Raw genomic sequence first — 26976 nt, forward strand, 5'->3', positions numbered from 1 at the left:
GAGCCTTTCAGGAGATGGACGCAGCGGCGGTTGCGGCGGCGGATGCGGCGGCGAGTTCGGTGCGCCAGGCGCGGGTGGGTCGCCAGCCGAGCAGCCGGGCGGCTTTGGCGGACGAGAACGCGGGCGCATCGTCCGTGAGCTCGGTCGCCGCCCGCTCGGTGCCGGGGTGGAACTGCGGCAGCAGCTCGCTCAGGGGGCGGCGGGCGAGCGCGTCGTCGGCGCCGACGAAGAACCGCTCGCCGTTCGGGATGTCGTCGAGGGCGACGAGCAGGGCGTCGGCGAAGGCCGCGACGTCGCGGGCATCGACGTAGTTGAAGAGCGCCGGAGCCGACAGTGCGGGGTCGTCGAGGCGCTCGAGCACGGTGTGTCCCTGCTGGGTGGGTGCGCCGGCCCATTCCTCGGGGGCGATCACGTAGCAGGGGCGGAAGGACGCGAAGCGCACGTCGTCGCCCGTCTGGCGCCTCAGCATGTCGATCGTCTGCTCGATCAAGAGCTTCGACAGGGCGTAGGCGTTCCAGGGTTCGGTGGGTGACGCCTCGTCGAGGGGGAGGCGCTCGGGGGTCCAGCCGCGCGGTGCGCCGTAGCCGATCACCGTCGGGCTCGACGCCGCGACGATGCGGTGGATGCCTGCACGCACAGCTCCGCCGAGCACCGACTGCGCGAGTGCGGCGTTCGTGCGCAGGATCACATCTTCGGGCGCACTGAAGGGCACGGCGATCGCCGCGAGATGGATCAGCGCATCGGCCTTCGTACCCGTGAGCGCCGACGCCGTCGCTTCGGCATCGGTGAGATCGAGGGAGAACTGCGTGATCCCCGCACGGTCGAGGTGTGCGGTGGGCTCGCGATCGACCGAGACGAGCTCGTGCCCGGCATCCGCGAGTCCGGTCACGAGCGTGCGACCGAGGCGTCCGGACCCGCCGGTGACGACGATCCTCATCGGCGTGCGAGCAGGGCGATGCCGAGCTCGTCGACCTTCACGGGGAGCCCGGTCTCGAGCGAGCGGTTGCCCGCGATGCCGACCGCGATGGATCGGATGCCGTCGGTCCAGTCGGCGGGGCGCGCGAGCGGATCATCGCCCGGGCCTTCGAACACGTCGGACAGCAGCAGCGCGTCGCCGCCGCCGTGCCCGCCGTCGCCGCCCTCGATCGGCACCTCGTATGCGGCCTCCCAGTGGCGCTGCACGATCAGCCGTTCGCCCTCGGGGCGCAGTGCGGTGGCGCCGTCGCCTCCCGAGAGGCTGGGGTCGATGTGCGGGTGCAGTCCCTCACCGGCCAGCACGGCACCGCGTTCGACGACCTCGAGCTCGACCCGGCCGAGCGTGCCGTTGACCGCGACGCGGTAGCCCTCCCACGGCGAGTGCGCGTTGAGCGAGTACGACATCGTCGCGCCCGACGCGTAGTCGACCACGAGAGCGAGGTTGTCTTCGATCGTGATGCCCTCGCTGAACACGTCGAGGTCGCGCTGATACCCGTCATGCTGCTCGGCGTCGAGGTAGAGCGCGGTGAGGCGCTCGTCGGTGCGGAGGTCGAGTTCGAACAGGTCGCCGTCGTCGTGCGTGCCGCGCGCCGGTCGCTCGCCGAGGCCGCGGCTCGCGGCGTTGTCCGCCCCGTAGAAGCGCAGTCCGCCCGATGCGAAGACGCGGGTCGGCTGCGAGCGGATCCACCAGTTGACCAGATCGAAGTGGTGGCTCGACTTGTGCACGAGCAGTCCGCCCGAGTTCTTCTTCTCGCGGTGCCAGCGACGGAAGTAGTCGGCGCCGTGGTTCGTGTCGAGCATCCACGAGAAGTCCACCGAAGTGACCTGCCCGATCGTGCCGTCCTGGATCACCTGACGCAGCGCGCTGTTGCGGGGGGAGTAGCGGTAGTTGAACGTCAGCACGACCTGGCGGCCGGTGCGCTCGACGGCGTCTTCGATGCGGGCGGCGCTCGCCGCATCGATCGTCAGCGGCTTCTCGACCACGACATCGGCACCGGCCTCGAGCGATCGGACGATCAGCTCGGCATGCAGGTCGTCGCGGGAGCAGATGATGACCCGGTCGACGCGCTCGTCACGGATGACCTGCTCGAGCTCGTCGGGGGTCGCGAGGCGAGGTGCGGGGGCGCCTGCCTCGACGGCGCGTGCCGAGTGGTAGGCCGCGCGCACGGGATTCGGTTCGATGATCGCGACCAGTTCGGCGCGATCCTGGTGGGCTCCGGTGATCGCCTCGACGTACATCTGTGCACGGACTCCGGCACCGGCGAGGGCATAACGCAGACGGGACATCGATACTCCGAATCTCAGGAAACGTTTTCTCACCGTAACAGGAATCCCGCCTCTCCGGAAGCTCGTCTTCGTGGATCGGCCCATGTCGGACGTGGACAGGAACCGGTTTCCCGACTACGTTGAGCAGGATGAAACTCATCGACGACGTGAGCTCCTACCTCAACCCGATCATCGATGCCGATGTTCCCGACCCTGACGCCATCCGCGTCGGAGATCGCTTCTACCTCGTGGCATCGAGCTTTCACCGTGCCCCGGGTCTGCCGATCTTCGCATCGGACGATCTGGTGAGCTGGGAGCGCATCGGCTACGCGCTCGACGGCTCGGTGCCGGAGGAGTGGTTCACGCAGCCCCGGCACGGCGGGGGCGTGTGGGCGCCGTCGATCCGGCACCAGGACGGACTCTTCCACGTCGTCTACCCCGACCCTGATCAGGGGGTGTTCGTGGTCACCGCGGCAGACCCTGCCGGGCCATGGTCAGAGCCGCACCTGTTGCTCCCGGGGCTCGGAATCATCGACCCATGCCCCCTGTGGGATGACGACGGCCGCACATATCTCGTGCACGGCTGGGCGCGCTCTCGGGCCGGACGCAAGAACATCGTCACCGTGATCGCGGTCGATGCCGAGCTGAGGAACCCGATCGGTTCTGCTGTCGATGTCATCGACGGCGACCTGCTCGAGGGGTTCTCCACTCTCGAGGGGCCCAAGTTCTACAAGCGCGACGGGGAGTACTGGATCTTCGCCCCGGCTGGCGGAGTCGCCACCGGCTGGCAGACAGTGTTCCGTGCGCCGACGCCGTTCGGTCCGTACGATCACCGCATCACCCTCACGCAGGGGGAGACGCCGGTGAACGGCCCGCACCAGGGCGCGTGGGTCGACGACGGTCATGGTGGCGACTGGTTCCTGCACTTCCAAGACCGGGGGGTCTACGGCCGGGTGCTGCACCTGCAGCCGATGGCGTGGGGCGCCGACGGATGGCCGGTGATGGGTGAGGCGGTGAGCGGGGGCGACGCGCAGCCGGTGCTGCGGCATTCGACCCCGTTCGGCACGGCGCAGGGATCACGCACTCTCGTGCGATCCGACGATTTCGTCGACGGGCGGCCGAGCAGTCACTGGCAGTGGGAGGCGAGAGTCGATCGGCAGGCGGTGATCGGCGAGGGGCCGGGGCTGGGATTGCGCAGCAGCCCCGACGGCGGCAACGTGCGCACTCTGCCACGGGTGCTCTCGCAGAACCTTTCGGGTCAGCCGTGCGTCGCTCACGTCGAGGTCTCGCTGCAGACCTCGGGCGCGGGGGAGCGCGCGGGGATCGCCGTGCTCGGCAGGGACTATGCCTGGGCGGGTGTCCGACGGGCGGATGCCGGCATCGAGGCCGTCGTCGCGGTGCGCACCCGTGACGACCAGGCGGAGCGCGTGGTCACGACGATTCCGCTCGACGACGCTCGCATCCGGGTGGGCATCGCCGTGGATGCCGACGCCCGCGTGCGCTTCACGCTCGGCACGACCCCGGTCGATCCACAGTTCACCGCAGTCGAGGGGCACTGGGTCGGCGCGTCGCTGTCGCTGTTCGCGGCGGCTCCGTTCGGCGCGCCCGAGGCGATCGGACGCTTCGAGGACTTCACGATCGACGCGCAGGAAAGCTGACCATGACCACCAGACGAGCACGCAGCGCCCCCACTCGCGAGACGACGATCAACGACATCGCACGTGTGGCCGGGGTCTCGAAGGCGACCGTCTCGCGCGTCGCCAACGGCGTGAGCACCGTCAACGAGGAGATCGCACAGCGGGTCCGCGCGGTCATCGACGAACTCGGATACACACCGAGCCAGACCGCCAGATCGTTGTCGCTCGGCTCGAGCCGCACGGTCGGGGTGCTGCTGCCCGACCTGGGAAACCCGATGTTCCACCAGGTGCTGCACGGCTTCAACCGCGCGGCGTCGAAGGACGGTTATCACGTGATCGTCACGGATGCCTTCGAAGATGCGGACGCCGAGGCCGAGCTCGCCAGGGACCTTCGCGACCGCACCGATGCCGTCGCGCTCTTCGCACCTCGGATGCCGAGGGAGAGTCTGTTGCAGCTGCTGCCGCGCGTGGCGCCGGTCGCCGTGTTCAACCGCACGACCGGCAAGAACGCCGGATCGGTGCTCATCGACTACCACGAGGGGATACTCCTGCTCGCGCGTCACCTGATGCAGCTCGGTCACCGCCGCATCGCCTTCCTCGCCGGCCCCGCCTACGCGCGGGCGAACTGGGAACGCGAGCGCGGACTCGAGGAGCTGCGGACTGCGGAGTCCGACGTCGAGATCATCGATGTGCCGTGCGGTCACTCCTTCGAAGACGGCTACGAGGTCTGGCCGGCGCTGCGAGCGACCGAAGCCACGGCAGTGATCGCATACAACGACGTGGTGGCTCTCGGGCTCCTCGGCCGTCTCTCGGAAGAGGGGGTATCGGTGCCGGGGGAGATCTCGGTCGCCGGGTTCGATGACATCCCCTTCTCGCGCTTCTCCTCTCCGTCTCTCACCACGATGACCTCACGGTTGGCGGAGATCGGCGCGCGCATCTGGGAGGTGCTGCGCGCCGAGATGACCGAAGACCCGATCCGTGAGCCGATCATGTTCTCGCCCGAGCTGGCGGCGAGGGCCAGCACCAGGGAGATCGCGTGAGCGCCGATCTGCTCGTGACGCAGTCCGGCGGCATCCGCTATCACGACGGCATCGATGTCGACCCGCTGCTGTCTCCGCGCCCATATCTGACCGCCGCGACGACGGGCGGCGTCGCCGCGACCGCCGTCGGCCCCGATGACCACCGGCATCACCTCGGCATGAGCGTGGCGATCCCCGACGTGAACGGCACGACGTTCTGGGGTGGACGCACCTTCGTGCGCGGCGAGGGCTCGCGGATGCTCGCGAATCACGGCCGTCAGGTGGAGCGTTCGCGCGATGTCGGCCAGGGGAGCGTCACCCAGGAGCTGGTCTGGGTCGCCCCCGACGAGACTCCGTTGCTGGACGAGCGGCGAACCATCGTCGCTCGCGCTGGCAGTGATGGGATCGACGTGCTCTGGAGCACCGTGCTGACCGCGGCCCATGGTGCAGTCAGCGTCGGCAGCCCGCAGACCAACGGCCGCGACGGCGCCTTCTACGGCGGAATCTTCTGGCGGGCCTCGTTCCTCACCGGTCGGGTGCGCTGCGCGGACGGTGAGGGTGCGGATGCCGCGCACGGCTCGCTCTCGCCGTGGCTCGCCGTCGACGGCCCGGGCATCTCGCTCGTCGCGACCACCTCGAACAGCGACATGCCCTGGTTCGTCCGCGCGGACGGCTACGTCGGCTTCGGCCCCGGGGTCGCCGTGACCGGGCGCCGCACCCTGGCCGCCGGTGAAGACCTGCACCTCGACCTCCGCGTCGCTGTCCTCGAGCGCCCGCCTGTCGACCCGGCGGCCGTCGCGCGACGGCTGGATCGTCTGAGGCCATGACCGGCGGACTGCAGCGGCTGCTCGAGCGGGCGCATGCCGCCGACATCGCCATCCACTCGTTGGCGGTCAGTGTCGACGGAGACGACCTCGTCCGAGCAGGAGTCTCGCCGTGGGGGCACGACGTGCCGCATCGGATGTACTCGGTGTCGAAGTCGGTCACGGCTATCGCGGTCCTGCTGCTCGCGGAGGAGGGGCGGCTGGGCCTCGCCGACCCGATCGCCGGCCACTTCCCGGAGATGGGGGCAGTGCATCCGTGGCTCGCCGCCACGCGCATCGACGACATGCTCGCGATGACCGGACCGCACAGTCGCACCACCTACGACGCCGATGGCGACGGATGGCTGGAATCGTACTTCCGGGTGCCGCCGACCCATCGCCCCGGCACGCTGTTCACCTACGACACCAGTGCGAGCTACGTGCTCAGCGCGCTGGTGGAACGGCTGTCGGGAATGCCGATGCTCGACTACCTGCGGCCCCGGCTGCTCGAGCCGTTGGGCGTGGGACGCACCATGACGTTCCTCACCGGGCCCGAAGGGATCAGCCACGGCGGATCGGGGCTGATCGCCGCGCCGGGCGACATGCTGCGAGTCGCGGAGGCGGTGAACGGCACGATCGGGGTGCTGCCGACATCCGTCCGAGACCGGCTGATCGAGCACCGCAGCAACCCGGCGACGCAGACCTGGGGCGCGGCCCTGCGCCACGGGTACGGACGGCAGATCTGGTTGCCCGGCGAAGGGGGCTGGCTGATGTTCGGTCTGGGGGGTCAGCTGGTGTACGGAGACCCGTCGCGGCGGCTCGCCGCGGTGGTCACCGCGGACACGACCACGCTGGCCAGCGGCGACCAGCGGCTCGTGGACCTCCTGGTGTCGGTGCTCGGATGCGAGTTCGGAGGCGACGTGATGCTGCGCCCGCCGACACCGCCGCACGACCCGGTGTCGGCGCGGCCTCTGCGCGGCGCCTGCACACTGGTCTCCGGCGAAGGAGCCCCGCCACGGCTCACCGTCGAGCTCGACTCCGACGGCGGCGAGCTCGATGTCGCCGGGTACGCTCTGCGGTTCGACACCGCGCGCCCGACCGTGACCACGCTGCCGATCGGCGACGCGGTCGTCACCGCGGGCTGGTCAGCGCCGGGCGTGCTCGACCTGCGGGTGAGCGCGGCCGCCGCCGACATCGCATCGGTGCGGCTGCGCCTGGTCGTGACAGATGACGGCATCCTCACCGTCATGTCGCAGGGCTTCGGCCCCGCGATCGGATCCGAATGGACCTGGCGAGGCAGCTACCTGGCCCCCTGATGCCGTGAGGCTCGGTCCCTGCTGGGAGCGTGCCTCTCGACGATCGGGCGCTCAGCCCTTGACCGAGCCGATCAGCGCACCCTTGACGAAGTAGCGCTGCACGAACGGGTAGACGATCAGCATCGGCAGGGTGGCGACGAAGATCACGGCCATCCGTATCGACTGCGCGGGCGGCACCACGTCGACCGCCGCACCGTCGGCATTCAGGCCGCTGGCCACGATCACGATCTGGCGGAGCAGCACCTGCATCGGCCACAGCTCGGAGCTGTTGATGTAGAGGATGGCGCTCTGGTAGGTGTTCCAGTAGTAGACGGCGTAGAACAGCCCGATGGTCGCGATCGAGGCCAGCGAGAGCGGCAGCACGATGCGCCAGAAGACGCCGAGCTCGCTGCAACCGTCGATTCGCGCGGCCTCCTCGAGGCTCTCCGGGATGCCCTGGAAGAAGCTGCGCATGATCACGAAGTTGAAGGCGTTGATCGCCACCGGGATGATCAGCGACCACAGCGAGTCGATCAGGCCGAGGTTCTTCACCACGATGAAGGTCGGAATCATGCCACCCGAGAACAGCATCGTGAACAGCACCAGGAAGTTGATCACCCGGCGGCCCTTCAGGTGCTTCTTCGACAGCGCATAGGCCATGAACGCCGTGAGGATCAGGCTGATGAATGTGCCGCCGATCGTGACGATGGCGGACACACCCAGGGCTCGGAAGATGGTCGGTGTCGAGAGGATGTAGCGGTACGCGTCGAGACTGAAGGTCTCGGGCCAGAGGATGAACGGCCGAGTCGCCAGCTCGCCCGGCGTCGCCAGCGAACTGGCGAGCACGTTCACGAACGGCAGCAGGCACGCGAGAGCGAATGCTATGAGGATCACGGCGTTGACCACCATGAAGACGCGGCGGCCAGGCGTGACCGAGCGGCGCTTGCGTGCGGCTTCGCGCACGCGGATCGGGACAGTGGCGTCGTCGACGCGGGGCAGGGTGCTGGTCATGACGAACTCCGGGGGGTTGCGGTGCGCACCGCGAACAGTGCGGCGGAGACGAGGAAGAAGAAGGCGACCGGGTAGAGCACGAACTGCGTGCCGAACAGGCAGGCGAGTCCCGCGGCGAGGAAGAACAGGCCGGTCGCCCGGCGGCGCGGGCGCAGTCGGGCGAAGAAGAAGCCGATCGCGGTGCACAGCGCGACGATGATGAACGAGAACCCGAACCACGCGGCCATCGTGTTGAGCACGACATGCGCGTCGGCGTCGGCCAGGTCGAGGCCCGCAGCCCGGAGGGCGGGGACGATCGTCGATTCGAGGGTGGCGTCGTCGCTGCGGGTGATCACCAGGGCGAAGCCGCCCTGCAGCACGGCGCACGCGGCCATGCCGATGCCGGCGATGATGAGCTCGGCCCGGCGCCGGAACGGGGGAGCCGTGACATCGGCCTCGCGCACAGCCGTGGTGGTCACCTCGTCACCTCCACGGAGTCGTCGGCGACGAGGTCGGGCCCGATCACTCCGTCGAGACGGAGAGCCGAGATGCGGAGACCGGTCGTGAACTGGGCCTGGATCCCTGCAGCAGCCATCGCGGGGACGCCATCGGCCATCGCCGGGACAGCGGGTTCGGCATCCGGTGCGAACGAGATGCTCACGTGGTCGAGCGAGACATCGTCGAGCGGTGCTTCGGGCAAGCCGGAGATGAACGCGGCGCAGGACTGCACGTTGGTCGCGGTGATGTGCGACAGGTGGATGCCGCGGAACCGCGGCGTCCCCCCGTCGACCGGCTGCGGGGTGCGATCGGACACGATCGGCAGCTTGCCGTCGGGTCCGCAGAAGTAGAAGGGGTTGATGACGAGCGGGCACATGACCCGGTCCATCACGATGTTGGACACGCGTATGTCGGCGACGGTGCCGCCGCGGCCGCGGCGCGACTTGATGCGGATGCCACGGTCGGTGCCCTGGAAGACGCAGTTCGAGATGACGACCCCGCGCACGCCGCCGGACATCTCGCTGCCGATCACGACGCCTCCGTGCCCGTGGATCATGGTGCAGTTCGTGATCGCGATGTTCTCGCACGGCACGCGACCGGGTGATCCCTCGCTGCCGGCCTTGATCGCGATGCAGTCGTCGCCGACGTCGATGTGGCAGTCGCTGATGCGCACGTTCCTGCACGACTCGGGGTCGATGCCGTCGGTGTTGGGGGAGTCGGGCGGGTTGATGATGCGGATGCCGGTGATGCGCACGTCGTCGCTGAGCAGCGGATGCACGGTCCAGGCGGGGGAGTCGCGCAGCGTCACACCGGAGATCTCGACCCGCGAGCATCCGTGCAGACCGATCAGCGTCGGACGCGGGTGCTCCAGGGCTCCGGCGCGGAACGCCGCCCACCACCATGCGCCACCGCCGTCGATCTCCCCACGGCCGGTGATCGCGATGTCGACAGCATCCGTGGCGTAGATGCACGGGGAATGGATGGTCGTCGCGGCGCCCTCCCAGCGAGCCGCGACAGGCGGGTAGAGGGCGGGATCGGCGACGAAGCGCAGCACGGCCCCCGCCTCGAGGTGAAGCTCCACGCGGGAACGCAGGCGCAGAGCACCGGTCTCGTGCACACCGGGGGTGACGCTCACACGTCCGCCGCCGGCATCGGCCGCCCGGTCGATGGCATCCTGAAGCGCGCGCGTGGTGCGCTCGACAGTGCTCTCGATGCTCTGCACCTGCGTTCCGGTCATGTCACTTGCTCTCGGCGTACGAGGCGGTGAACTCCTCGATGATCGTGTCGAGTCCCTGTCCGCCGAGCTTGTCGATCGCGGCCTCGTAGCCGTCCATGTCGATCTGACCGACCATGTACTTGTTGTACGCGTCGTTCGCTGCCTGCTGGATCGTCGACCAGCTCTGATCGAATGCCGCCGAGGTCAGCGGCTGCGTCGGGTCGACGACGGCGAACTCCGCGTTCTCGGCGATCTTCTCGTTGCCCTCGTCGACGTACGGAGCGGAGCTCTTGAACGTCGTGACGATGTCGGACGGTCGCGACGAGTTGTAGGGCTGCACCTCCTGCTCCCACTTGGCCTGATCGGCGATCGTGACGACGCCATCGCCATCGACCGTGTAGTGCTCGTCTTCGATGCCGTTGGTCATCAGTGCGAACGCCTCCTCATCGAGCAGCTTGTCGATGAACGCGAGGACCGACTTCAGCTCGGCCTCGTCCTTCACCTGCGTGGTCGACAGCGCCAGCCAACCGCCGAAGCCTCCGTTGGTGTCCGAGAGGGTGCGACGCGGTACGTCCTCGAAGGTGATGTCGTTGATGAGGGCCCAGGCCATCGGGGTGTTGGGATCGGCGCTCAGCGCGAGGTTCATGTAGTTCTTCGCCTCGAACAGACCTGTCACGACGATGCCGCCCTTGCCCTGCGCGATCGCATCCTGCTGGTTCTGCTTCTGCATGGTCACGAACTCGCTGTTCACCGCGCCCTGCTCGTACAGGCCGCGATACCACTCCATCGCCTCCTTGAACTCGTCGGTCTGGAAGGTCGGGACGACCTCGTCGTCGTCGGTGACCGCCCAGTTGTTGCCTGCGCCGAAGTGGCCCGCCAACGATTTGAAGCCGAGCTTGAAGCTCTCCAGTCGGTCGATGAAGCCGGTGGTGTCGTTCTGGCCGTTCCCGTCCGGATCCTGCGTCGCGAACGCCACGGCCACCTCACTGAGCTCCTCGATGGTGTGCGGCGTCTCGAGACCGAGGTTGTCGAGCCAGTCCTGGCGGACCAGCACTCCGTAGCGGGCCATCGGCTTCTGGAACGGCACGCCGTACAGCTGGCCGTCGATGCGGGCCGAGGCGATCGTCTGCTCGTCGATCTTCGACAGGTTGGGGTAGTCCTTCAGATACTCCTCGACGTCCCAGAACTGACCGGAGCGAAGCGCCTGACGCACGGACGTGTTGGACGTGTTCGTGATCGAGGTGATGTCGGCGAGGGAGTCGGACGCGAGTGCGGCGTTGATCTTCTCGTCTTTGGACGCATCCGGCACCCACTGGAAGTTGAGCTCCGTGCCGGTGTACTCCTCGAGCGCGGTCTGGATGGGACCATCGGCTTCCGGTGTCGTCGGTGTGTGGAGCATCGTCATCCAGGTGACGCTCTCGGCGGGCTTCACATCGCCGCCGTCTCCCGTCGTATCGCCCGACGAGCCGCACGCGGTGAGCGCGAGTGCTGCGACGGTGACGGAAGCGACGGCGATTCCGAGCATGGAGTGATTCCTCATTGTGATCTTCCTCTCGCAAGGTGGAGCAGGGCCGGCGAGGTCTCGCGCGGCGTAGGGGGTGAGGTCGGGGTCTCTTCGGCGGTGAGCGTGCCGAAGACGGTGCGGGTGACGGCGCCGACGGCCGCGGCGGGGATGCCGACTCCGAAGAGCACGAGGATCGGCAGTGCGCAAGTGGCGAGCAGCCACACGACGGCGACGACTGCGGCGGTTGCCACGATCGTCCAGTGCAGCGAGCCGAGGCCGATGAGCAGCGCGGCGACGATCTGGCGGTGGATGCCGCGGATATCGGTGGCCGCCATCACCGGGAACACGTACGCGCTGATGATGCCGATGGCGACCAGTGCCACCACGTTGACGAACTGCAGCAGCCAGCTGGAGCCGGTGAAGATGTTGGTGACGACGATGGCGGTGGCGGCGAGGAGGATTCCGCCCATCGCGGTGGCCGGCCAGTAGCGCGCGCGCAGGTGTCCGATGAAGGCGGCGGTGACCGGCGGAGTCTCGCCCCGGCGGAACCAGCCGTCGATGTATGCCGCGACAGCGTAGGAAGCGGGGCCGATGCCGAAGACGACGAGTCCGAGCGCGGTCGCGGCGACCCAGAGCAGGTTGAGGTACGCCACCCGGTAGACGGCCCTCAGGAAGAGGTTCAGGCGCATGAACGCTTCGTAGGAGAACATCAGTACACGCCCTCCTCGCCGAGTTTCTTCGCGAGTCTGTTGGCGCCGATGACGAGGATGAGTCCGACGAGCCCCTTGAAGAGACCGACCGCGGTCGCGTAACTGAGCTGGCCGTTCTGGATTCCGGCGGTGTACACGTAGGTGTCGAAGATCTCGCCGACCTCGCGGTTGAGCGAGTTCAGCATCAGGAACATGTGCTCGAATCCGAGCTCGAGGAAGTCGCCGATCGCGAGGATGAACATCACGATGATGGTCGGGCGGATCGCCGGGAGGGTGATGTGCCAGGTCTGGAGCCAGCGCCCGGCGCCGTCGAGCTCGGCGGCCTCGTAGAGCTCCATGTCGACGCCGGTCATCGCGGCGAGATAGATGATCGTGCCCCAGCCGGCGGTCTTCCAGATCTCCTGGATCGTGTACAGCGGTCGCAGCCAGTCAGGATCTGTGAGGAACGGCACCGCCTGCATCCCCCAGGATTCCAGCAGCGCGTTGATGCTGCCGCCGTCGGTGGTCAGCAGCACGTAGAAGAGCGAGACGACGATGACCCACGACATGAAGTGCGGCAGGTAGATGACCGTCTGGATGCTGCGCTGGAACAGCTTCGATCGCAGTTCGTTCAGCATCAGCGCGAGGATGATGGGAACCGGGAACGCGAAGATCAGCAGCAGCAGTGACACGGTCACGGTGTTCACCAGGAGCATCACGAATGTGCTCTCGCTGAAGAACCGGATGAAGTGCTCGAAGCCGACCCAAGGGCTGCCACCGATGCCACGGAAGGGCGAATAGTCCTGGAAGGCGATGACCAGGCCGCCCATCGGCACGTACTTGAAGACGATGAAGTACAAGATGCCGGGGATGGCCATGAGGTACAGCGCGCGCTGGCGCCAGATGCTCTGCCACCACGGGCGTTTCCGGTACGTGGCGGGCGCGTTCCCTGCCGTCGCGTCAACGCTCACCATCGGTGCGCCTTCCTGTTCTCGTCATCGAGGTCGGGTGTCGAGGAGCGGAGAAAGCGTTTCCTCGAGTAACCGGTTTCCCGAGATTAGCATGGGAGGCAGGAGTCGACAACAGGCAGTTCCGTGCACGCACGCCAAGGTGTTCGCGGGTGCTCTCGGTCCGATCTCGGACCGTGCTCGTGTGGTGAGTTCGGGCCTCCGCGGTCGACCCGGCCAGCAGGTGGAAGTGCGCCTACCCGGGGCTCAGCTCCTGGCAGGGCCGGTGCTCGCGCGGACGACCACCTTGGGTGTGAAGGATGCGGAGGAGACGGCCTCGCCTCCGGTCAGCAACGCATGCATCGCGTCCCAGGCCAGACGCCCGATCTCGGCGGCGGGCACGGTCGCCGTCGTGAGCGGCGGCGTCGTGTACGCCGCGAACGGAATGTCGTCGAAGCCGGTGATCGAGAGATCCTCCGGCACCCGCAGGCCCCGGGTCGTGACCGCTGACAGCAGGCCCATCGCGACGAGGTCGTTGAACGCCAGGACGGCGGTCGCGCCGCTGTCGATGACGGCGTCGGCCGCCGCGGCGCCGCTGTCGAAATCGACTCCGGCGGGGATCTCGACGAACTCGAGGTCGCCGACCTGCTCGGCATCGGCGATCGCGCGCGCGCGTGCCTCGCCCGATGTGCTGGCGACGACTCCCGAGAGGAAGGCCATGCGGCGGTGGCCGAGGTCGCGCAGATGTGCGATCAGCTCGGTCATGGCGGCCTCGTAGTCGGCCGCGACCGTCGGCACGTCGACCTGCGGTGGCCGGTTGATCACGACGGCGGGCCCGACGGAGGCCAGCAGAGTGGAGAGCTCGCTCTGCGGCAGACGCGGGGCGCAGAGGATCACGCCGTCGGTGCGTCGCCGGGTGGTGGTGGCCAGTTCGACCTCACGGTCGACCTGCTCAGCGGTGTCCGAGATCAGCACGTGGTAGCCGTCGGTCGCGGCGGCGCGACTGAGGCCGTGCAGGATCGCCTGGAATGTCGGGTTGCCGAGGTCGGGGATCATGACCGACACTGTCTGCGTCTGCCCGAGCACGAGGCTGCGAGCGAGGGGGTTCGCCGTGTAGCCGAGTTCGGCGGCCGCCGCCTGCACTCGTTCGACGAGGAGCGGATCCACCGTCGGGTTCCCGTTCATGGCGCGTGACACGGTCGAGAGCGAGACCCCGGCGAGCTTCGCGACGTCGGTGATGCCTGCTCGGGTGGAGCGTGTCATCCGGATCCCCTCTTCCGCGACTGGTGGTGGATGTGGTCATATGTGAGAAAACGTTTGCTAGGAGTTCTCATGGTCGGGTCGCATAAGGATCGTATCGAGAAGCAGGACAGAGTGGCCCGACTGCTGCGGGGCGCCGGGGCATCGATCCTGATGACCTCCCACGAGGCGGTGTCGTGGTACCTCGAAGGTGTGCGCACGCACGTGTCGCTGGCGGGCCCGCCGGTGCTGGCAGTGCGGGCGAGTTCCGACGGTGACACGCTGTTCGTCGCGGACAACGAGGCGGATCGGCTGATCGACGAGGAGCTTCTGCCGACGGATGCCGAACGCATCGTGCGGGTTCCATGGTGGACTCCGCCGGCGGTCGCGGCGGCGGAGGATGCGTGTTCGGCGTCGGCTGTCGGTGAAGCGGCGGTTGCCGGCGACCTGCGCGCGGCGCGGGCACGGATGCTGCCGGCTGAGATCTCTCGCTACCGCTCGCTCGGCCGCGATCTCGCCTGCGCGGTGACCGATGCTCTGGCGTCCGGCGTCGGGCCGGAGCGGAGCGAATGGTACGTGGCATCCGTCGTCGCCGCCGGGCTGATCTCGCGGGGTATCGATCCACTGGTCGTACTGGTGACGGGAGCGGATCGAGTCTCGTATCGGCATCCGCTGCCCACGGCTGCACTGCTGGGGGAGCGCGCCATGATCGTGGTGTGCGGGCGCCGTCACGGGCTGATCGCCAACGCCACGCGCTGGATCGGTGTCGGCATCGACGACGAGCCGATTCTCGGAGTGGAGCGCGCGTTCCTCGACGCCTCGGTGCCGGGAGCCCGCCTCGACGCGGTGTTCGCGGCGGGGTGCTCCGCCTACCAGCGCTTCGGATTCGATCCCGAGGAGTGGCGGCGGCATCATCAGGGCGGGCCGACCGGGTATGCCGGACGGGACCCGCGCGCCACGGCATCCACCCTCGATCCGCTCGTCGTGAATCAGGCGTTCGCCTGGAACCCGTCTGCGCCCGGCGTCAAGGTGGAGGACACGATGCTGCGCAGCGCCGCGGGCTGGGAGGTGCTCACCGTCGACGAGCGCTGGCCGTCGGTCGAGTACGAGGGGATGCGGCGTCCGACCACGCGCGGCTACTGAGTCGCGAGCCCGGTGGGCGCAGCCCGGCGGACCGAGTCAGACGGCGAATGCGGCTCCGACCTCGCTGAACAGCGCGCCTGAGCGCGCCGCCCGTTCGACGATCTCCTGGATGCCGTCGATCGTCGAGAGCGGTGCCTCACGGTCGGTGAGGATGGTGATCTCGGAGGCAGGCACAGGCGCAGGCGAAGGTGCGGTGCGCACTGCCTCGAGCACCGCCATGAAGGCTCCGCACTCGATCAGCGGCGCTGCCAGCGGGGTGGAGTGCTCGCGATGGTCGAACAGCTGCTCGACCAGATCGGTGCGACCGGTGCGCTCGACGCGCCCGTCGGGGTATGTGAGCTCGTCCGACGTGTATGCGAACAGCACGTCTGCCTCGCGCGTGTGCACCTCGATCAGCGGGGCGGCCTGCTCGGGGCTCGCGAGAGTCAGCGCTGCGGTGACCCGTCGCCCGTCGCGCAGCGTGACGCGCAGGCTCGAGGTGTCGTCGGCCTCGATCTCGTTGGCGCGGAACAGCTCGAGCTCGATGCTCTCGACGTCTTCGCGACGGCGTGCGCCCCCGATCCGCAGGGCGGTGGCGACGGCGTGTGCGAGGGGGTTGGTGACGACGCCGTCGACGATCGGAACCCCGTCGAGCAGACGCTTGCCCGCCCAGGCTGAACGCGTCCAGTACGCGGCGTCTCGCGACCAGGTCGCCCAGGTCGCGACCGACGTGGGCGTGCCGAGGGTCGCGAGGTCGGCGAGGGCGTGCGACCCGAAGCTCTGGAAGCCGATCTGCACGCTGCGCCCCGAGGCCTGCTCGGCTGCCAGCAGGTCGACGAACTGCGACATGGTCGCGACAGGGGGCTTCTCGAGGTAGACGTCTGCGCCGGCTGCCAGGGCGGCGAGCGCGAGGGAGTGGTGGGTCCCGGTCGGGGTCGCGATGATGATGACGTCGGGTCGCACCCCCGCCGAGAGGGCGGCGTCCAGACTCGGGTACGCCGGAGCATCCGCTCCGAATCCTTCCACGGGGGCCCCCGCGGGGTCGGCGACGGCGACGAGTCGCGCGCGGTCGGACAGGCGCTCGAGATTGCGCAGGTGCGAGGCGCCGAATCCGCGAGCGCCGACGAGCAGTACGTCATGGATCATCGTGTGCAGCCTTCCCGGGTGTCCGTCCATCGTAGAGGAAAGCGTTTACCGACGAAAGATCGGGCGTCGGTGATGAGTCGAAGTCCTCCCAGCCCGGCCGGATGGCTGGTCGAATCCCGGATGGATGCCGAGAAAGGGTGTTCTCGGCATCCATCCGGGATCCGGGCAGCCACGTGTGCAGCCGAGTCGGCACGGGCGAGATTAGCCGCCGGTCGAGCGGCGGACGATCAGTTCGGGCGGGAACACGGTCTGCCGCGGGATGCTCTCGGGGTCGGCCGCCTCTTCGAGCACGATCCGCAGCGCGGTGCGGCCGATCATGCGGCTGGGCTGACGGATGGAGGACAGGGGCACCGCAGCTGCGGCGGCGAACGGGTTGTCATCGAAGCCGATCAGTGCGATCTCGTCCGGCACGAGCACACGCCCGCCGGAGACGAGTGACTGCAGCAGCCCGAGGGCAAGCAGATCGTTGGCGGCGAACAGTGCATCCGGCCATTCGCGCCGGGGGCGGGTGAGCAGGCGGGCGCCCGCGGCGACACCCTCTTCGACGGTCATCGCGGCGGTCGGCACGACCTCGAGTTCGACATGCACTGCTGCGTTCTCGGCCGCGGCACGAGCACCGGCGAGACGGTCGGTGACCTGCCGCATGTCGAAGGGGCCGCCGACGAACGCGATGCGCCGTCGTCCGCCCTCGATCAGGTGTTCGACGGCCAACCGCCCTCCGGCGACGCTGTCGACCGACACCGAGGAGAAGCCGCTGTCTGCGCTGAATCGGTCGACGAGAACGGTGGCGATGCCGCTCGCGCGGAACTTGCGCAGCTGCGTCATGACATCGCCGTAGGGGGCGATGAGCAGCCCGCGCACCTGCTGCTCGCGGAAGAGATCGAGATACACCTTCTCGCGTGACGGGTCGTCGTCGGTGTTGCCATAGAGAATGGCGATGCCGTGGCTCGACGCCTCGTCTTCAGCGCCGCGCACGACATCGTTGTAGAACGGATTTTGCCCGTCGAGCACCACGAATCCGACGGTGGTGCTCACGCCGGCCCGGAGCTTGCGGGCGGCGTCGTTGCGCACGTAGCCGAGTTCTTCGATCGCCTGGGTGACGCGCTCGACCGAGTCGCTCGAGACCTCGTCCGGACGATTCAGGACGTTCGAGACCGTGCCGACTGAGACGCCCGCACGCACGGCGACATCGCGGATGCTGATCGGCATTCGGCTGTCCTCTCGTCGTCGGGCGGATCACGCTTCGGCATCGGGGGTTGACCTGAGGCCGGCATCACATACACTAGCCTGAAACGAGCTTGAATCGATTCAGGTAAGTTCATTCCGATCATCATCCCCCTCAACGGAGAGGAAAGCCAGTGGTAGACGCAGCCTCCGCCCGAAGCGCTCCCCCCACCGCGCTCGAGCTGCATCGGGTCGTGAAGTCCTTCGGCCCCGTCGTCGCACTCCGCTCCGGCAGCCTGACGCTCCGCCCCGGTTCCATCCACGCCCTCATCGGCGAGAACGGCGCGGGCAAGTCGACGATGGTGAAGATCATGGCCGGTCTCTACCGCCGCGACTCGGGGGACTTCCGCCTGCACGGCGAAGACGTCGACTTCACCAGCACCGCCCAGTCGAAGGCCGCGGGCATCGCGGTCATCTATCAGGAGCCGACGCTGTTCCCTGATCTCTCGGTGACGGAGAACATCTTCATGGGGCGACAGCCCACGGGGTTCCTCGGTCGTATCGACCGCAAGGCGATGCGCACCGAGGTCGACCGGATCTTCCGCCGCCTGGGCGTGACGCTCGACCCTGACCGCATCACCGAGGGCCTGTCGATCGCCGACCAGCAGATCATCGAGATCGCCAAGGCGATCTCCCTCGACGCGAGTGTGCTGATCATGGATGAGCCGACGGCTGCACTCAGCGGCGTCGAGGTCGACCGTCTGTTCGCCGTCGCCCGGAGCCTGCGTGACGAGGGCCGCGCGATCCTCTTCATCTCGCACCGCTTCGACGAGGTGTTCGACCTGTGCGACACCGTCACCGTCATGCGCGACGGCGCCTATATCGACACAACAGCCATCGCCGAGACGACGGTCGATGAGCTGGTCCGTCAGATGGTCGGACGCGACGTCACCGAGTTGTTCCCCAAGCAAGAGGCCGTCGTCGGAGAGCCGCTGCTCGAGGTCACGGGACTCACCCGCCCCGGTGTCTTCCACGACATCTCCTTCACCGTGCGTGCGGGCGAGATCGTCGCACTGGCCGGTCTCGTCGGGGCCGGGCGCTCCGAGGTCGCCCGCGCGGTCTTCGGCGTCGACCCGTACGACCAGGGACAGGTGCGGATGCTCGGCGCAGGTGTGGCGCGCCGCAACCCGACCGCCGCGATGCGCAGCGGACTCGCGCTCGTGCCTGAAGACCGCCGCAAGCAGGGCCTCGTGATCGACGCGGGTGTCGGCGGCAACATCACGCTCGCCATCCGTCGTCGGCTCTCGAAGTGGGGTCTGATCACCAGTGGCATCGAGAACCGAGCGGCGAAGGAATGGGCATCGCGCCTCGAGGTCAAGACGCACGCGCTCGACACTGTGGCATCCACCCTCTCCGGCGGAAACCAGCAGAAGGTCGTGCTGGCCAAGTGGCTGGCCACCGACCCGCGCGTCCTGATCATCGACGAGCCCACCCGAGGCATCGACGTCGGCACGAAGTCCGAGGTGCACCGGCTGCTCTCGCAGCTCGCGGGCGAGGGGCTGGGAATCCTGATGATCTCGTCCGAGCTGCCCGAGGTCCTCGGCATGGCAGACCGGGTGCTGGTCATGCGCGAAGGCCGCATCACTGCCGAGATATCCCGTGACGACGCCACCAGCGAGAACGTCATGTTCGCCGCCACCCACTCATCGGAGCTGCACGCATGAGCGCCATCACCACGGCACCCGCGCCCGCCGCCGCCAAGAAGTCCTTCGGCGGAGTCGGCCGTGCACGGGAGTTCGGCATCCTCGCCGCGCTCGTGCTCGTCGTGATCGCCGCCACGGTGAAGAACCCCAACTTCCTGTTCAGCGCCGACGGGTGGCGAGACCTGCTGCTCACGCCGTCGATCCTCATGCTCGTCGCCGTCGGCCAGGCGATCGTCATCATCACCCGGAACGTCGATCTCTCGGTCGGTTCGGTGATGGGCCTGACGGCATATCTGACCGGACGCCTGTTCGTCGACGTGCCCGGGATCCCGATCGTTCTCGTCGTGATCGCGGCCGTGCTGCTCGGCGCCTTCCTCGGCCTCGTGAACGGCGCGCTGGTCGCGTTCGCGAAGGTGCCGGCGATGGTGATCACCCTCGGCACTCTGTATGCCTACCGCGGCATCAACGTGCTGTGGACCGGCAGCGACCGCATCAACGCCTCCGATATGCCCAAGGACTTCCTCGCGCTCGGCACACAGCAGATCCTCTTCATCCCGGTGCTGTCGATCGTCGCGGTGATCGTGCTCGCCCTCGCGGCCTGGTATCTGCGCAACACCCGCAGCGGCCGTGAGTATTACGCGATCGGATCCGACCCGTCCGCCGCCGAGCTCTACGGGCTCAAAGTCACCCGCCGTGTGCTCTCGGCATTCGTGCTCTCCGGTGCGCTCGCCGGACTCGCGGGCGTCTTCTACGCCGCCCGGTACGGGTCGATCAGCTCGCAGGCCGGCAGCGGCTGGGAGCTGGATGCCGTCGGCGCCGCCGTCATCGGCGGCATCGCGATCACCGGTGGAGTCGGCACCGTCTGGGGTGCGGCGATCGGCGCGATGCTCCTGATGACCATCAACCGCGCGCTGCCGATCCTCGGCATCCCCGACTTCTGGCAGCGCGCCGTCGTCGGCGTGCTGATCATCGGGGCCATCGTGCTCGACCGGGTGCTCGCGGTCAGACAGAGACGCCAGCTCATCGAGGCGAGGGACGAATCATGACCACCACGACGACGACGGGGTCGATCCGCGTCATCCGCGACTACGACCGACCGCTCTGGCGGCGCATCTTCATCAACCGCGAGTTCGCGATCATCGCGCTGCTCGTGTTCGTGACCATCGTCGCTGCGGTGTCGATCCGCGGCTTCGCTCAGCCGATCACCGCGAACTACCTGCTGCTCGATGTGGCGCCGATCCTGCTGATCGCACTGCCCATGACCCTGGTGATGATCACGGGCGAGATCGACCTCTCGGTCGGATCCATGGTCGGACTCGCCAGCGTGGTGACGGGCGTGCTCACCGAGTCGGGTGCCCCGTTCGAAGTAGCCGCCCTCGCGGCACTCCTGGTCGGCGTCGTGGGCGGTGCGTTCAACGGCTTCCTGGTGACGACCGTCGGTCTGCCGTCGCTCGCCGTCACGATCGGCACCCTCGCGCTGTTCCGTGGTCTCGCTGTCGGTCTGCTCGGCACCACCGCCGTGACCGACTTCCCCGAGACCTGGACCGCACTGGCGAAGGCGAAGATCGCCGGCACGACGATCCCGTACATCGTGATCCCGTTCCTGATCCTGTTGGTGCTCTTCGCGGTGCTGCTGCACTTCACGCCCTTCGGGCGAGGCGTGTTCGCGATCGGGCTGTCGAAGGATGCCGCACGGTTCTCCGGCGTGAACGTCGAACGGACGAAGTTCATCCTGTTCGTGCTCTCGGGTGTCGTCGCCGCCTTCGCCGGCATCTTCTACACGCTGCGCTTCGGCAGTGCTCGAGGTGACAACGCCACGGGGCTCGAGCTGCAGGTGATCGCGGCCGTCGTACTCGGCGGTGTGTCGGTCTTCGGCGGCAGGGGACACCTGCACGGTGTCGTCGCGGCGGTGCTGCTCATCGGGGTGCTGGGCAGCAGCCTGCGTCTCGCCGGCGTCACCTCGGACGTCATCAACATCATCACCGGCGGGCTGCTGATCTTCTCGGTCGTCGCGGCCAGCGCCCTCGCCTGGGTGCAGCGTGTGCGTGCGAAAGCCGGTCCACCACTGCGCGTAGCGGCCTCTCCCGCACCATGAGGCAGCCTCTCATCGCCGGCATCCGCCCGCGGTGATCATCACGAAAGGAAGAACAATGATGTTTGCACGTAAGAAGATCGCGGGCTTCGCGGCTGTCGCCGTGGCCGCAGCGCTCGTGCTGACCGGCTGCGCCGACACCAGCGACGGATCCGGTGGCTCGGGTTCAGAGGGTGAAGGCGGATCCGACAACCTCGCGATCACGTTCCTGCCCAAGAATCTCGGAAACCCGTACTTCGACACCTCGAGTGAAGGCGGCAAGACCGCCGTCGACGAGTTCGGCGGCACGTTCGCCGAGGTCGGACCAGCCGAGGCCACGCCCGACGCGCAGGTCAGCTATATCAACACCGCGACGCAGCAGGCCGTCGGTGCGCTCGTCGTCTCGGCGAACGACCCGAAGGCGATCTGCGACGCGCTGAACGAGGCCCGTGACGCCGGCGTCAAGGTCGTCACCTTCGACTCCGACACGAACCCCGAGTGCCGCGACCTGTTCATCAACCAGGCCGACTCCGAGGGCATCGCCAAGGTGCAGGTCGACCTGATCGCCGACCAGATCGGCGGAGCCGGCGAGGTCGCGATCCTGTCGGCATCCGCCAACGCGACCAACCAGAACGCCTGGATCGACCTGATGAAGGAGTACGTCGCCAGCGAGTACCCCGACATCACGATCGTCGAGACCGTCTACGGTGACGACGACGACCAGACGTCGTTCGACAAGACCGCAGCCCTGCTGCAGAGCCACCCGAACCTGAAGGGCATCATCTCGCCCACCACGGTCGGCATCGCGGCTGCGGCTCGGTATGTCTCGACCTCGGACTACAAGGGCAAGGTCGCGATCACCGGTCTCGGCACCCCGAACCAGATGCGCGAGTACGTCGAAGACGGCACCGTCACCGCGTTCGCGCTGTGGAACCCCGCCGACCTCGGCTACCTGGCCGCATTCGCCTCCAAGGCGCTGATCGAGGGTGAGATCACCGGCGAAGAGGGCGACACCTTCGAGGCCGGCGACCTCGGCGAGTACACGGTCGGCGCCGACGGCGTCGTGCTTCTCGGCGACCCGTTCGAGTTCAACGCAGACAACATCGGCGAGTTCGACTTCTGAGTCGAATCGCATCGTGAGGGGCGCCGGGGCTTCGGCTCCGGCGCCCCTTTCGTGTGTCGGTGGCATTCCCGGTGCCATGGCGCGGGCTCTCAGCCGGGACGGATGGCTGGCGAAAGTACGGATGGATGCCGGGAGAGGGTGGTTTCGGCATCCATCCGGGGATCGGCCAGCCAAGTGCGCGGCTGGGTGCCCGCGGACGGGTCGGGGCTTCGGGATGGGTGCCGGGAGCGGGCGGGTCAGCGCGGGTCGAAGCGCTCGGGCTCGTGGGTCGCGGCGACGAGGGCCCGCAGCTCCTCGAGAGTCGCCGGGGCGGCGCCCAGGGCGCGCGCCTGCACGAGCACGTTGCCGAGGGCGGTCGCCTCGACAGGGCCCGCAAGCACCGGAAGGCCGGTGCGATCAGCCGTCGCCTGGCACAGCAGGCGGTTCAGCGAACCGCCACCGACCAGATGGATGCTGTCGAGCTCGCGCCCCGACAGATCGGATGCCGTCTGCACGGCATCCGCGAAGGCGGTCGCGATCGACTCGACGATCGACCGGGCGAAGGCGGGTCGCGTCGTCGGAGCCTCGGCCCCGAGCAGGGCCGCGATGCGCACGGGCATGTCTCCCGGTGCGCTGAGCGACGCGTCGTTCGCGTCGAACAGCGGCACGTCGTCCGTCACGGCGGAGGCCGCGGCCAACAGCTCGGGCAGGTCGATCGACGAACCATCTTCCGCCTCCCAGGCGCGCACGGTCTCGCTGAGCAGCCAGAGTCCCGTCACGTTATGCAGGAAGCGGTAGCGCCGGTCGACGCCGAGCTCGTGCGTGAAGTTCGCCTCGCGTGCAGCATCCGTCAGCACGGGCTCCGTCAGCTCGACGCCGACCAGCCCCCAGGTGCCGCACGAGATGTAGGCGGAGTGCGGGGTCGACAGGGGAGCGGCGACGACGGCGGATGCTGTGTCATGCGACCCGACCGCGATGACGGGCAGGTCCTTGCCGATGCGCGCCACCAGATCGGCGCGCAGCACACCGACCGTCTCGCCCGGGTCGACGAGCGTCGGCAGGATGCTCGACGGGATGCCGAGGCGCTCGGCCAGCACGTCGTCCCATTGCCCCGACTCGACGCCCAAGAGGCCCGTCGTTGACGCGTTGGTGCGCTCGGCGACGGCTGTTCCCGTGAGCAGGAACGCGATGAGGTCGGGGATCAGCAGTGCGGTGTCTGCCCCGGTGAGGCGCGCATCGACGCGGTACTGGTAGAGCGTGTTGAACGGCAGGAACTGCAGTCCGTTGCGCCCGTACAGCTCCGCGAAGGGAGCGATCGCGTGCACCTCGTCGACTCCGCGCGCGGTGCGGTCGTCGCGATAGTGGAACGGCTCGGCGAGAAGCTCGCCGTCCTTCAGCAGGCCGTAGTCGACGGCCCACGAGTCGATCCCGACGCTCTCGATGCCCGGCTCACGACGTACCGCTTCGGCGAGCCCTTCGACGACATGCTCGTACAGAGCCCCGAAGTCCCAGTGCAGGCCGTCTTCACGCTCGACGGGACCGTTCGGGAACCGCGAGACCAGTTCGAGGTCGAGCCGGCCGTCGCCGATCCGGCCGATCATGACGCGACCGCTGGTCGCCCCGAGGTCGACGGCGGCGACGGACCGGACGGTCATCGCAGGAACGCCGCGGCGACGCCGGAGTCGACCGGGATGTGCAGACCGGTGGTGCGGCTGAGCTCGGGTCCGGTGAGCACGTAGACGGCATCCGCCACGTTCTCGGGAACGACCTCGCGCTTGAGGATCGTGCGGTTGGCGTAGAACTGGCCGAGGTCCTCTTCGGCGACGCCGTAGGTCGCTGCGCGGTTCGCACCCCAGCCTGAGGCGAAGATGCCCGAGCCGCGTACGACGCCGTCGGGGTTGATGCCGTTGACGCGGATGCCGAACTCGCCGAGTTCGACGGCCAGAAGTCGCACCTGGTGCGCCTGGTCGGCCTTGGTGGCCGAGTAGGCGATGTTGTTCGGGCCGGCGAAGACCGAGTTCTTCGACGAGATGTATATGATGTCGCCGCCGAGCTTCTGGTCGATCAGCACGCGGGCCGCGGCCTTCGACACCAGGAACGAGCCCTTGGCCATGACATCGTGCTGCAGGTCCCAGTCCTTCTCGGTGGTCTCGAGCAGGGGCTTCGACAGCGAGAGCCCGGCGTTGTTGACGACGAGGTCGACACCGCCGAACGCGAGCACGGCGTCGTTCAGCGCCGCCTGGATGGCATCCGCATCCGCGACGTTCGCCGCGACGCCGATCGCGACATCGGTGCCGCCGAGCTCGGCCGCGGCAGCCTGGGCCTTCTCGAGGTCGAGGTCGGCGATGACGACGCAGGCACCCTCGGCAGCGAGACGGGTGGCGATGGCCCTGCCGATGCCGCTGGCGGCGCCGGTCACGAACGCGATGCGCCCCTGGTGCGACTTGGGCTTCGGCATCCGCTGCAGCTTGGCCTCTTCGAGCGCCCAGTACTCGATGTCGAACTTCTCGGCGTCGGAGATGGGGGAGTAGGTCGACAGCGCCTCGGCTCCCCGCATGACGTTGATCGCGTTGACGTAGAACTCGCCGGCGACGCGGGCGGTCTGCTTGTTGGCGCCGTACGAGAACATGCCGATGCCGGGGACCAGCACGATGAGCGGGTCGGCGCCGCGGATCGCGGGCGACTCGCTCGTCGCGTGTGCGTCGTAATAGGCCTGGTAGTCGGCACGGTACTCGGTGTGCAGCTCGTGCAGCCGGGCGATCTGCTCGTCGGCGGATGCCGTGACCGGCAGGTCGAGGATGAGCGGCTTGACCTTGGTGCGCAGGAAGTGGTCGGGGCAGCTGGTGCCGAGAGCCGCGAGCTCGGGAGCGCGCTCCGAGGCCAGGAAGTCGAGCACGACGTCGGAGTCGGTGAAGTGGCCGACCATCGGCTTGTCGGTCGACGCGATGCCGCGGATGGTGCCCGCGAGGGCGGCAGCGCGCTCGCGGCGCTCTGCCTCGGGGAGGGCTTCGAAGCCGCCGCGCACGCCGCCGAACGGGTCGGCCTTGCCGTTCGCCTCGATGTAGGCGGCGGCGGTGTCGATGATCCACAGCGAGTTGGCTTCGGCCTCCTCCGACGTGTCGCCCCAGGCGGTGATGCCGTGGCCGCCGAGGATCGTGCCGATCGCCTGCGGGTTCTTCGCCTTGATCGCGGCGATGTCGAGTCCGAGCTGGAAGCCGGGGCGACGCCACGGCACCCAGACGACCCTGTCGCCGAAGATCTTCGCGGTCAGCTCCTCCCCGTCGGCGGCGGTCGCGATCGCGATGCCGGAGTCGGGGTGCAGGTGGTCGACGTGCGCGGCGTCGACGAGTCCGTGCATCGCGGTGTCGATCGAAGGAGCGGCGCCACCCTTGCCGTGCAGGCAGTAGTCGAAGGCGGCGACCATCTCGTCTTCGCGCTCGAGGCCGGGGTAGACGTCGACGAGCGCGCGCATGCGGTCGAGACGCAGCACTGCGAGCCCCTGCTCCTTCAGCGTTCCCAGATCGCCGCCCGATCCCTTGACCCACATCAACTCGACCGGCTGCCCGGTGACGGGGTCGGTCTCGGTGCCCTTCGCCGACGTGTTGCCGCCGGCGTAGTTGGTGTTCTTGGGGTCGGCACCCAGGCGGTTCGACCGCTCGATGAGGGCGGCGGCGGTGGGGTTGGTCATGACTGTTCCTTGTGCTCGGGAGATGTGGCGAGGATGCGGGCGGCGAAGCGGTCGATCGATGCTGTCGCTGCTGCGAGTTCCGGATGGTTGAGGTGGCCGTGGCGGGTGCCCGGCTCGGTGGAGATGTCGAGGTCGATGCCGGCGTCGCGCAGCGAGGCGCCGAAGGCCTCACCCGAGACGCGCAGCTCGTCGACCTCGCCGTTGATCATGATCGTCGCGGGGAAGTGCGAGAGCTGGGCGGGGGATGCCGAGCCGGGCACGGCGTAGACGTCCCCGCTCTCGGCGGGCGCTCCCAGATAGTTCTCGTACATGACGCGCACGGACTCGGGGCCGAAGGTGTCGGCCTCGGGGTCGGCGTCGAGCGCGGCGCGCAGCGCGGCATCCGGCGTGCCCTGCACAGCGTGCAGGGTCGGATAGGCGAGCACGGCGAGCGAGGGGAAGGGGCCGGGCCCATGACTCAACCGGAGAGCTGCACCTGCCGCGAGGTTTCCGCCGGCGCTGGCTCCACCGATCGCCCACGGGCCCTCTGCCAGGCCGGAGTCGATCGCCCAGCGGAACGCCGTTTCGATCTCGTCGGAGGCGACGGGGTAGTGCACGCCGTCTCGCTCGGGTGCTCCCGCTGCCGCAGCCCACACTCGGGGGAACGGTGCGAGCGCATAGTCGACCGACACGACGACGATGCCCCGGTCGGCGAAGCTCTGCGCGACCCAGTCGGCTTCGGGCATATCGATCTCGCCCGCGGCGAACCCGCCGCCGTGCACCCAGACGAGTCCGGGGCCCGCGGGGTGCTCCGGCTCGTACACCCGCACACGCAGCGGGCCATGCGGTCCGTCGAGAACCTGGTCTCTCACAGCGTCATCCGTTCTGTCGATGGGACGTCGGGGTACGGGGATCGGCTCCCG

23 protein-coding genes are annotated in these 26976 nt (G+C 68.4%); 9 read left to right on the forward strand and 14 right to left on the reverse strand.

Going from position 1 to position 26976, the window contains the following annotated elements; translation table 11 throughout:
* Positions 1–7: 7 nt before the first annotated feature.
* Both FIV50_RS02975 and FIV50_RS02980 read right to left on the reverse strand, forming a co-directional pair.
* Positions 8–937, reverse strand: a complete 930-nt coding sequence (locus FIV50_RS02975) for an NAD-dependent epimerase/dehydratase family protein (protein WP_140036120.1) — start codon at positions 935–937, stop codon at positions 8–10.
* A complete protein-coding gene (locus FIV50_RS02980) occupies positions 934–2262 on the reverse strand; it encodes a Gfo/Idh/MocA family protein (RefSeq protein WP_140036121.1) in 1329 nt (442 codons plus the stop codon). Before FIV50_RS02980 ends, FIV50_RS02975 begins: the two co-directional genes overlap by 4 nt.
* A gap of 128 nt (positions 2263–2390) precedes the next feature.
* Between FIV50_RS02980 and FIV50_RS02985 the strand changes: the two genes are divergently transcribed.
* The 4 genes from FIV50_RS02985 to FIV50_RS03000 are packed head-to-tail and all read left to right on the forward strand — an operon-like array spanning position 2391 to position 7016.
* On the forward strand, positions 2391–3899 hold the full coding sequence (locus FIV50_RS02985; RefSeq protein ID WP_140036122.1) for a glycoside hydrolase family 43 protein: 1509 nt from the start codon (positions 2391–2393) through the stop codon (positions 3897–3899).
* Positions 3900–3901: 2 nt separating this feature from the next.
* Positions 3902–4918, forward strand: coding sequence for a LacI family DNA-binding transcriptional regulator (locus tag FIV50_RS02990; protein ID WP_140036123.1), 1017 nt, complete (start codon positions 3902–3904; stop codon positions 4916–4918).
* Positions 4915–5724 (forward strand): PmoA family protein, encoded by an 810-nt coding sequence (locus tag FIV50_RS02995; RefSeq protein ID WP_140036124.1) that lies wholly within the window; start codon positions 4915–4917, stop codon positions 5722–5724. The genes FIV50_RS02990 and FIV50_RS02995 overlap by 4 nt, the downstream gene beginning before the upstream one ends.
* Complete coding sequence (locus FIV50_RS03000) at positions 5721–7016, forward strand: serine hydrolase domain-containing protein (RefSeq protein WP_140036125.1); 1296 nt, start codon at positions 5721–5723, stop codon at positions 7014–7016. The genes FIV50_RS02995 and FIV50_RS03000 overlap by 4 nt, the downstream gene beginning before the upstream one ends.
* Before the next feature lie 51 nt (positions 7017–7067).
* Here FIV50_RS03000 and FIV50_RS03005 read toward each other — a convergent pair whose 3' ends face one another.
* From FIV50_RS03005 to FIV50_RS03035, 7 genes are all read right to left on the reverse strand, one after another.
* Positions 7068–8006 carry a carbohydrate ABC transporter permease gene (locus tag FIV50_RS03005; RefSeq protein WP_140036126.1) on the reverse strand — a complete coding sequence of 313 codons (939 nt, stop codon included), beginning with the start codon at positions 8004–8006 and terminating at the stop codon, positions 7068–7070.
* Positions 8003–8464 (reverse strand): hypothetical protein, encoded by a 462-nt coding sequence (locus FIV50_RS03010; protein WP_140036127.1) that lies wholly within the window; start codon positions 8462–8464, stop codon positions 8003–8005. Before FIV50_RS03010 ends, FIV50_RS03005 begins: the two co-directional genes overlap by 4 nt.
* The gene (locus FIV50_RS03015) at positions 8461–9720 is read right to left on the reverse strand and encodes a glycoside hydrolase family 28 protein (RefSeq protein ID WP_140036128.1); all 1260 of its coding nucleotides are present in this window, start codon (positions 9718–9720) and stop codon (positions 8461–8463) included. The genes FIV50_RS03010 and FIV50_RS03015 overlap by 4 nt, the downstream gene beginning before the upstream one ends.
* 1 nt (position 9721) lies before the next feature.
* Complete coding sequence (locus FIV50_RS03020; protein WP_219846246.1) at positions 9722–11224, reverse strand: extracellular solute-binding protein; 1503 nt, start codon at positions 11222–11224, stop codon at positions 9722–9724.
* Between the two features lie 11 nt (positions 11225–11235).
* The gene (locus tag FIV50_RS03025) at positions 11236–11913 is read right to left on the reverse strand and encodes a YesL family protein (protein ID WP_140036130.1); all 678 of its coding nucleotides are present in this window, start codon (positions 11911–11913) and stop codon (positions 11236–11238) included.
* The gene (locus FIV50_RS03030) at positions 11913–12866 is read right to left on the reverse strand and encodes an ABC transporter permease (protein WP_140036131.1); all 954 of its coding nucleotides are present in this window, start codon (positions 12864–12866) and stop codon (positions 11913–11915) included. The genes FIV50_RS03025 and FIV50_RS03030 overlap by 1 nt, the downstream gene beginning before the upstream one ends.
* A 240-nt stretch (positions 12867–13106) precedes the next feature.
* On the reverse strand, positions 13107–14102 hold the full coding sequence (locus FIV50_RS03035; protein WP_140036132.1) for a LacI family DNA-binding transcriptional regulator: 996 nt from the start codon (positions 14100–14102) through the stop codon (positions 13107–13109).
* 69 nt (positions 14103–14171) lie between these two features.
* Between FIV50_RS03035 and FIV50_RS03040 the strand changes: the two genes are divergently transcribed.
* Complete coding sequence (locus FIV50_RS03040) at positions 14172–15221, forward strand: M24 family metallopeptidase (RefSeq protein WP_258184388.1); 1050 nt, start codon at positions 14172–14174, stop codon at positions 15219–15221.
* 36 nt (positions 15222–15257) lie between these two features.
* Here FIV50_RS03040 and FIV50_RS03045 read toward each other — a convergent pair whose 3' ends face one another.
* Positions 15258–16346, reverse strand: coding sequence for a Gfo/Idh/MocA family protein (locus tag FIV50_RS03045; protein ID WP_181164323.1), 1089 nt, complete (start codon positions 16344–16346; stop codon positions 15258–15260).
* Positions 16347–16547: 201 nt separating this feature from the next.
* Positions 16548–17555 carry a LacI family DNA-binding transcriptional regulator gene (locus FIV50_RS03050; protein ID WP_140036134.1) on the reverse strand — a complete coding sequence of 336 codons (1008 nt, stop codon included), beginning with the start codon at positions 17553–17555 and terminating at the stop codon, positions 16548–16550.
* A gap of 149 nt (positions 17556–17704) precedes the next feature.
* Between FIV50_RS03050 and FIV50_RS03055 the strand changes: the two genes are divergently transcribed.
* From FIV50_RS03055 to rhaS, 4 genes are read left to right on the forward strand one after another with little or no spacing between them, the layout of a single operon-like run.
* Positions 17705–19234 (forward strand): sugar ABC transporter ATP-binding protein, encoded by a 1530-nt coding sequence (locus FIV50_RS03055; protein ID WP_140036135.1) that lies wholly within the window; start codon positions 17705–17707, stop codon positions 19232–19234.
* Complete coding sequence (locus FIV50_RS03060) at positions 19231–20259, forward strand: ABC transporter permease (RefSeq protein ID WP_140036136.1); 1029 nt, start codon at positions 19231–19233, stop codon at positions 20257–20259. Before FIV50_RS03055 ends, FIV50_RS03060 begins: the two co-directional genes overlap by 4 nt.
* Positions 20256–21308, forward strand: a complete 1053-nt coding sequence (locus FIV50_RS03065) for an ABC transporter permease (protein WP_140036137.1) — start codon at positions 20256–20258, stop codon at positions 21306–21308. The genes FIV50_RS03060 and FIV50_RS03065 overlap by 4 nt, the downstream gene beginning before the upstream one ends.
* Positions 21309–21363: 55 nt before the next feature.
* The gene (gene rhaS, locus FIV50_RS03070; RefSeq protein ID WP_140036138.1) at positions 21364–22407 is read left to right on the forward strand and encodes a rhamnose ABC transporter substrate-binding protein; all 1044 of its coding nucleotides are present in this window, start codon (positions 21364–21366) and stop codon (positions 22405–22407) included.
* A gap of 236 nt (positions 22408–22643) precedes the next feature.
* Here the strand turns inward: rhaS and FIV50_RS03075 are convergent, their stop codons facing one another.
* The 3 genes from FIV50_RS03075 to FIV50_RS03085 are packed head-to-tail and all read right to left on the reverse strand — an operon-like array spanning position 22644 to position 26925.
* Positions 22644–24041, reverse strand: coding sequence for a rhamnulokinase (locus tag FIV50_RS03075; RefSeq protein ID WP_140036139.1), 1398 nt, complete (start codon positions 24039–24041; stop codon positions 22644–22646).
* The gene (locus FIV50_RS03080) at positions 24038–26074 is read right to left on the reverse strand and encodes a bifunctional aldolase/short-chain dehydrogenase (RefSeq protein ID WP_140036140.1); all 2037 of its coding nucleotides are present in this window, start codon (positions 26072–26074) and stop codon (positions 24038–24040) included. The genes FIV50_RS03075 and FIV50_RS03080 overlap by 4 nt, the downstream gene beginning before the upstream one ends.
* Positions 26071–26925, reverse strand: a complete 855-nt coding sequence (locus FIV50_RS03085; protein ID WP_258184389.1) for an alpha/beta hydrolase — start codon at positions 26923–26925, stop codon at positions 26071–26073. The genes FIV50_RS03080 and FIV50_RS03085 overlap by 4 nt, the downstream gene beginning before the upstream one ends.
* Positions 26926–26976 lie beyond the last annotated feature (51 nt).

Origin of the sequence: Microbacterium foliorum, assembly GCF_006385575.1 — a bacterium.
GTDB lineage: Bacteria > Actinomycetota > Actinomycetes > Actinomycetales > Microbacteriaceae > Microbacterium > Microbacterium foliorum_B.

What these genes read in the sequence shown, in the direction of transcription:
- FIV50_RS02975 (WP_140036120.1), bottom strand. Translation starts at nt 937, where the DNA reads ATGAGGATCGTCGTCACCGGCGGGTCCGGACGCCTCGGTCGCACGCTC.
- FIV50_RS02980 (WP_140036121.1), bottom strand. Translation starts at nt 2,262, where the DNA reads ATGTCCCGTCTGCGTTATGCCCTCGCCGGTGCCGGAGTCCGTGCACAG.
- FIV50_RS02985 (WP_140036122.1), top strand. Translation starts at nt 2,391, where the DNA reads ATGAAACTCATCGACGACGTGAGCTCCTACCTCAACCCGATCATCGAT.
- FIV50_RS02990 (WP_140036123.1), top strand. Translation starts at nt 3,902, where the DNA reads ATGACCACCAGACGAGCACGCAGCGCCCCCACTCGCGAGACGACGATC.
- FIV50_RS03000 (WP_140036125.1), top strand. Translation starts at nt 5,721, where the DNA reads ATGACCGGCGGACTGCAGCGGCTGCTCGAGCGGGCGCATGCCGCCGAC.
- FIV50_RS03005 (WP_140036126.1), bottom strand. Translation starts at nt 8,006, where the DNA reads ATGACCAGCACCCTGCCCCGCGTCGACGACGCCACTGTCCCGATCCGC.
- FIV50_RS03015 (WP_140036128.1), bottom strand. Translation starts at nt 9,720, where the DNA reads ATGACCGGAACGCAGGTGCAGAGCATCGAGAGCACTGTCGAGCGCACC.
- FIV50_RS03020 (WP_219846246.1), bottom strand. Translation starts at nt 11,224, where the DNA reads ATGCTCGGAATCGCCGTCGCTTCCGTCACCGTCGCAGCACTCGCGCTC.
- FIV50_RS03025 (WP_140036130.1), bottom strand. Translation starts at nt 11,913, where the DNA reads ATGTTCTCCTACGAAGCGTTCATGCGCCTGAACCTCTTCCTGAGGGCC.
- FIV50_RS03030 (WP_140036131.1), bottom strand. Translation starts at nt 12,866, where the DNA reads ATGGTGAGCGTTGACGCGACGGCAGGGAACGCGCCCGCCACGTACCGG.
- FIV50_RS03035 (WP_140036132.1), bottom strand. Translation starts at nt 14,102, where the DNA reads ATGACACGCTCCACCCGAGCAGGCATCACCGACGTCGCGAAGCTCGCC.
- FIV50_RS03040 (WP_258184388.1), top strand. Translation starts at nt 14,172, where the DNA reads ATGGTCGGGTCGCATAAGGATCGTATCGAGAAGCAGGACAGAGTGGCC.
- FIV50_RS03045 (WP_181164323.1), bottom strand. Translation starts at nt 16,346, where the DNA reads ATGATCCATGACGTACTGCTCGTCGGCGCTCGCGGATTCGGCGCCTCG.
- FIV50_RS03050 (WP_140036134.1), bottom strand. Translation starts at nt 17,555, where the DNA reads ATGCCGATCAGCATCCGCGATGTCGCCGTGCGTGCGGGCGTCTCAGTC.
- FIV50_RS03060 (WP_140036136.1), top strand. Translation starts at nt 19,231, where the DNA reads ATGAGCGCCATCACCACGGCACCCGCGCCCGCCGCCGCCAAGAAGTCC.
- FIV50_RS03065 (WP_140036137.1), top strand. Translation starts at nt 20,256, where the DNA reads ATGACCACCACGACGACGACGGGGTCGATCCGCGTCATCCGCGACTAC.
- rhaS (WP_140036138.1), top strand. Translation starts at nt 21,364, where the DNA reads ATGATGTTTGCACGTAAGAAGATCGCGGGCTTCGCGGCTGTCGCCGTG.
- FIV50_RS03075 (WP_140036139.1), bottom strand. Translation starts at nt 24,041, where the DNA reads ATGACCGTCCGGTCCGTCGCCGCCGTCGACCTCGGGGCGACCAGCGGT.
- FIV50_RS03080 (WP_140036140.1), bottom strand. Translation starts at nt 26,074, where the DNA reads ATGACCAACCCCACCGCCGCCGCCCTCATCGAGCGGTCGAACCGCCTG.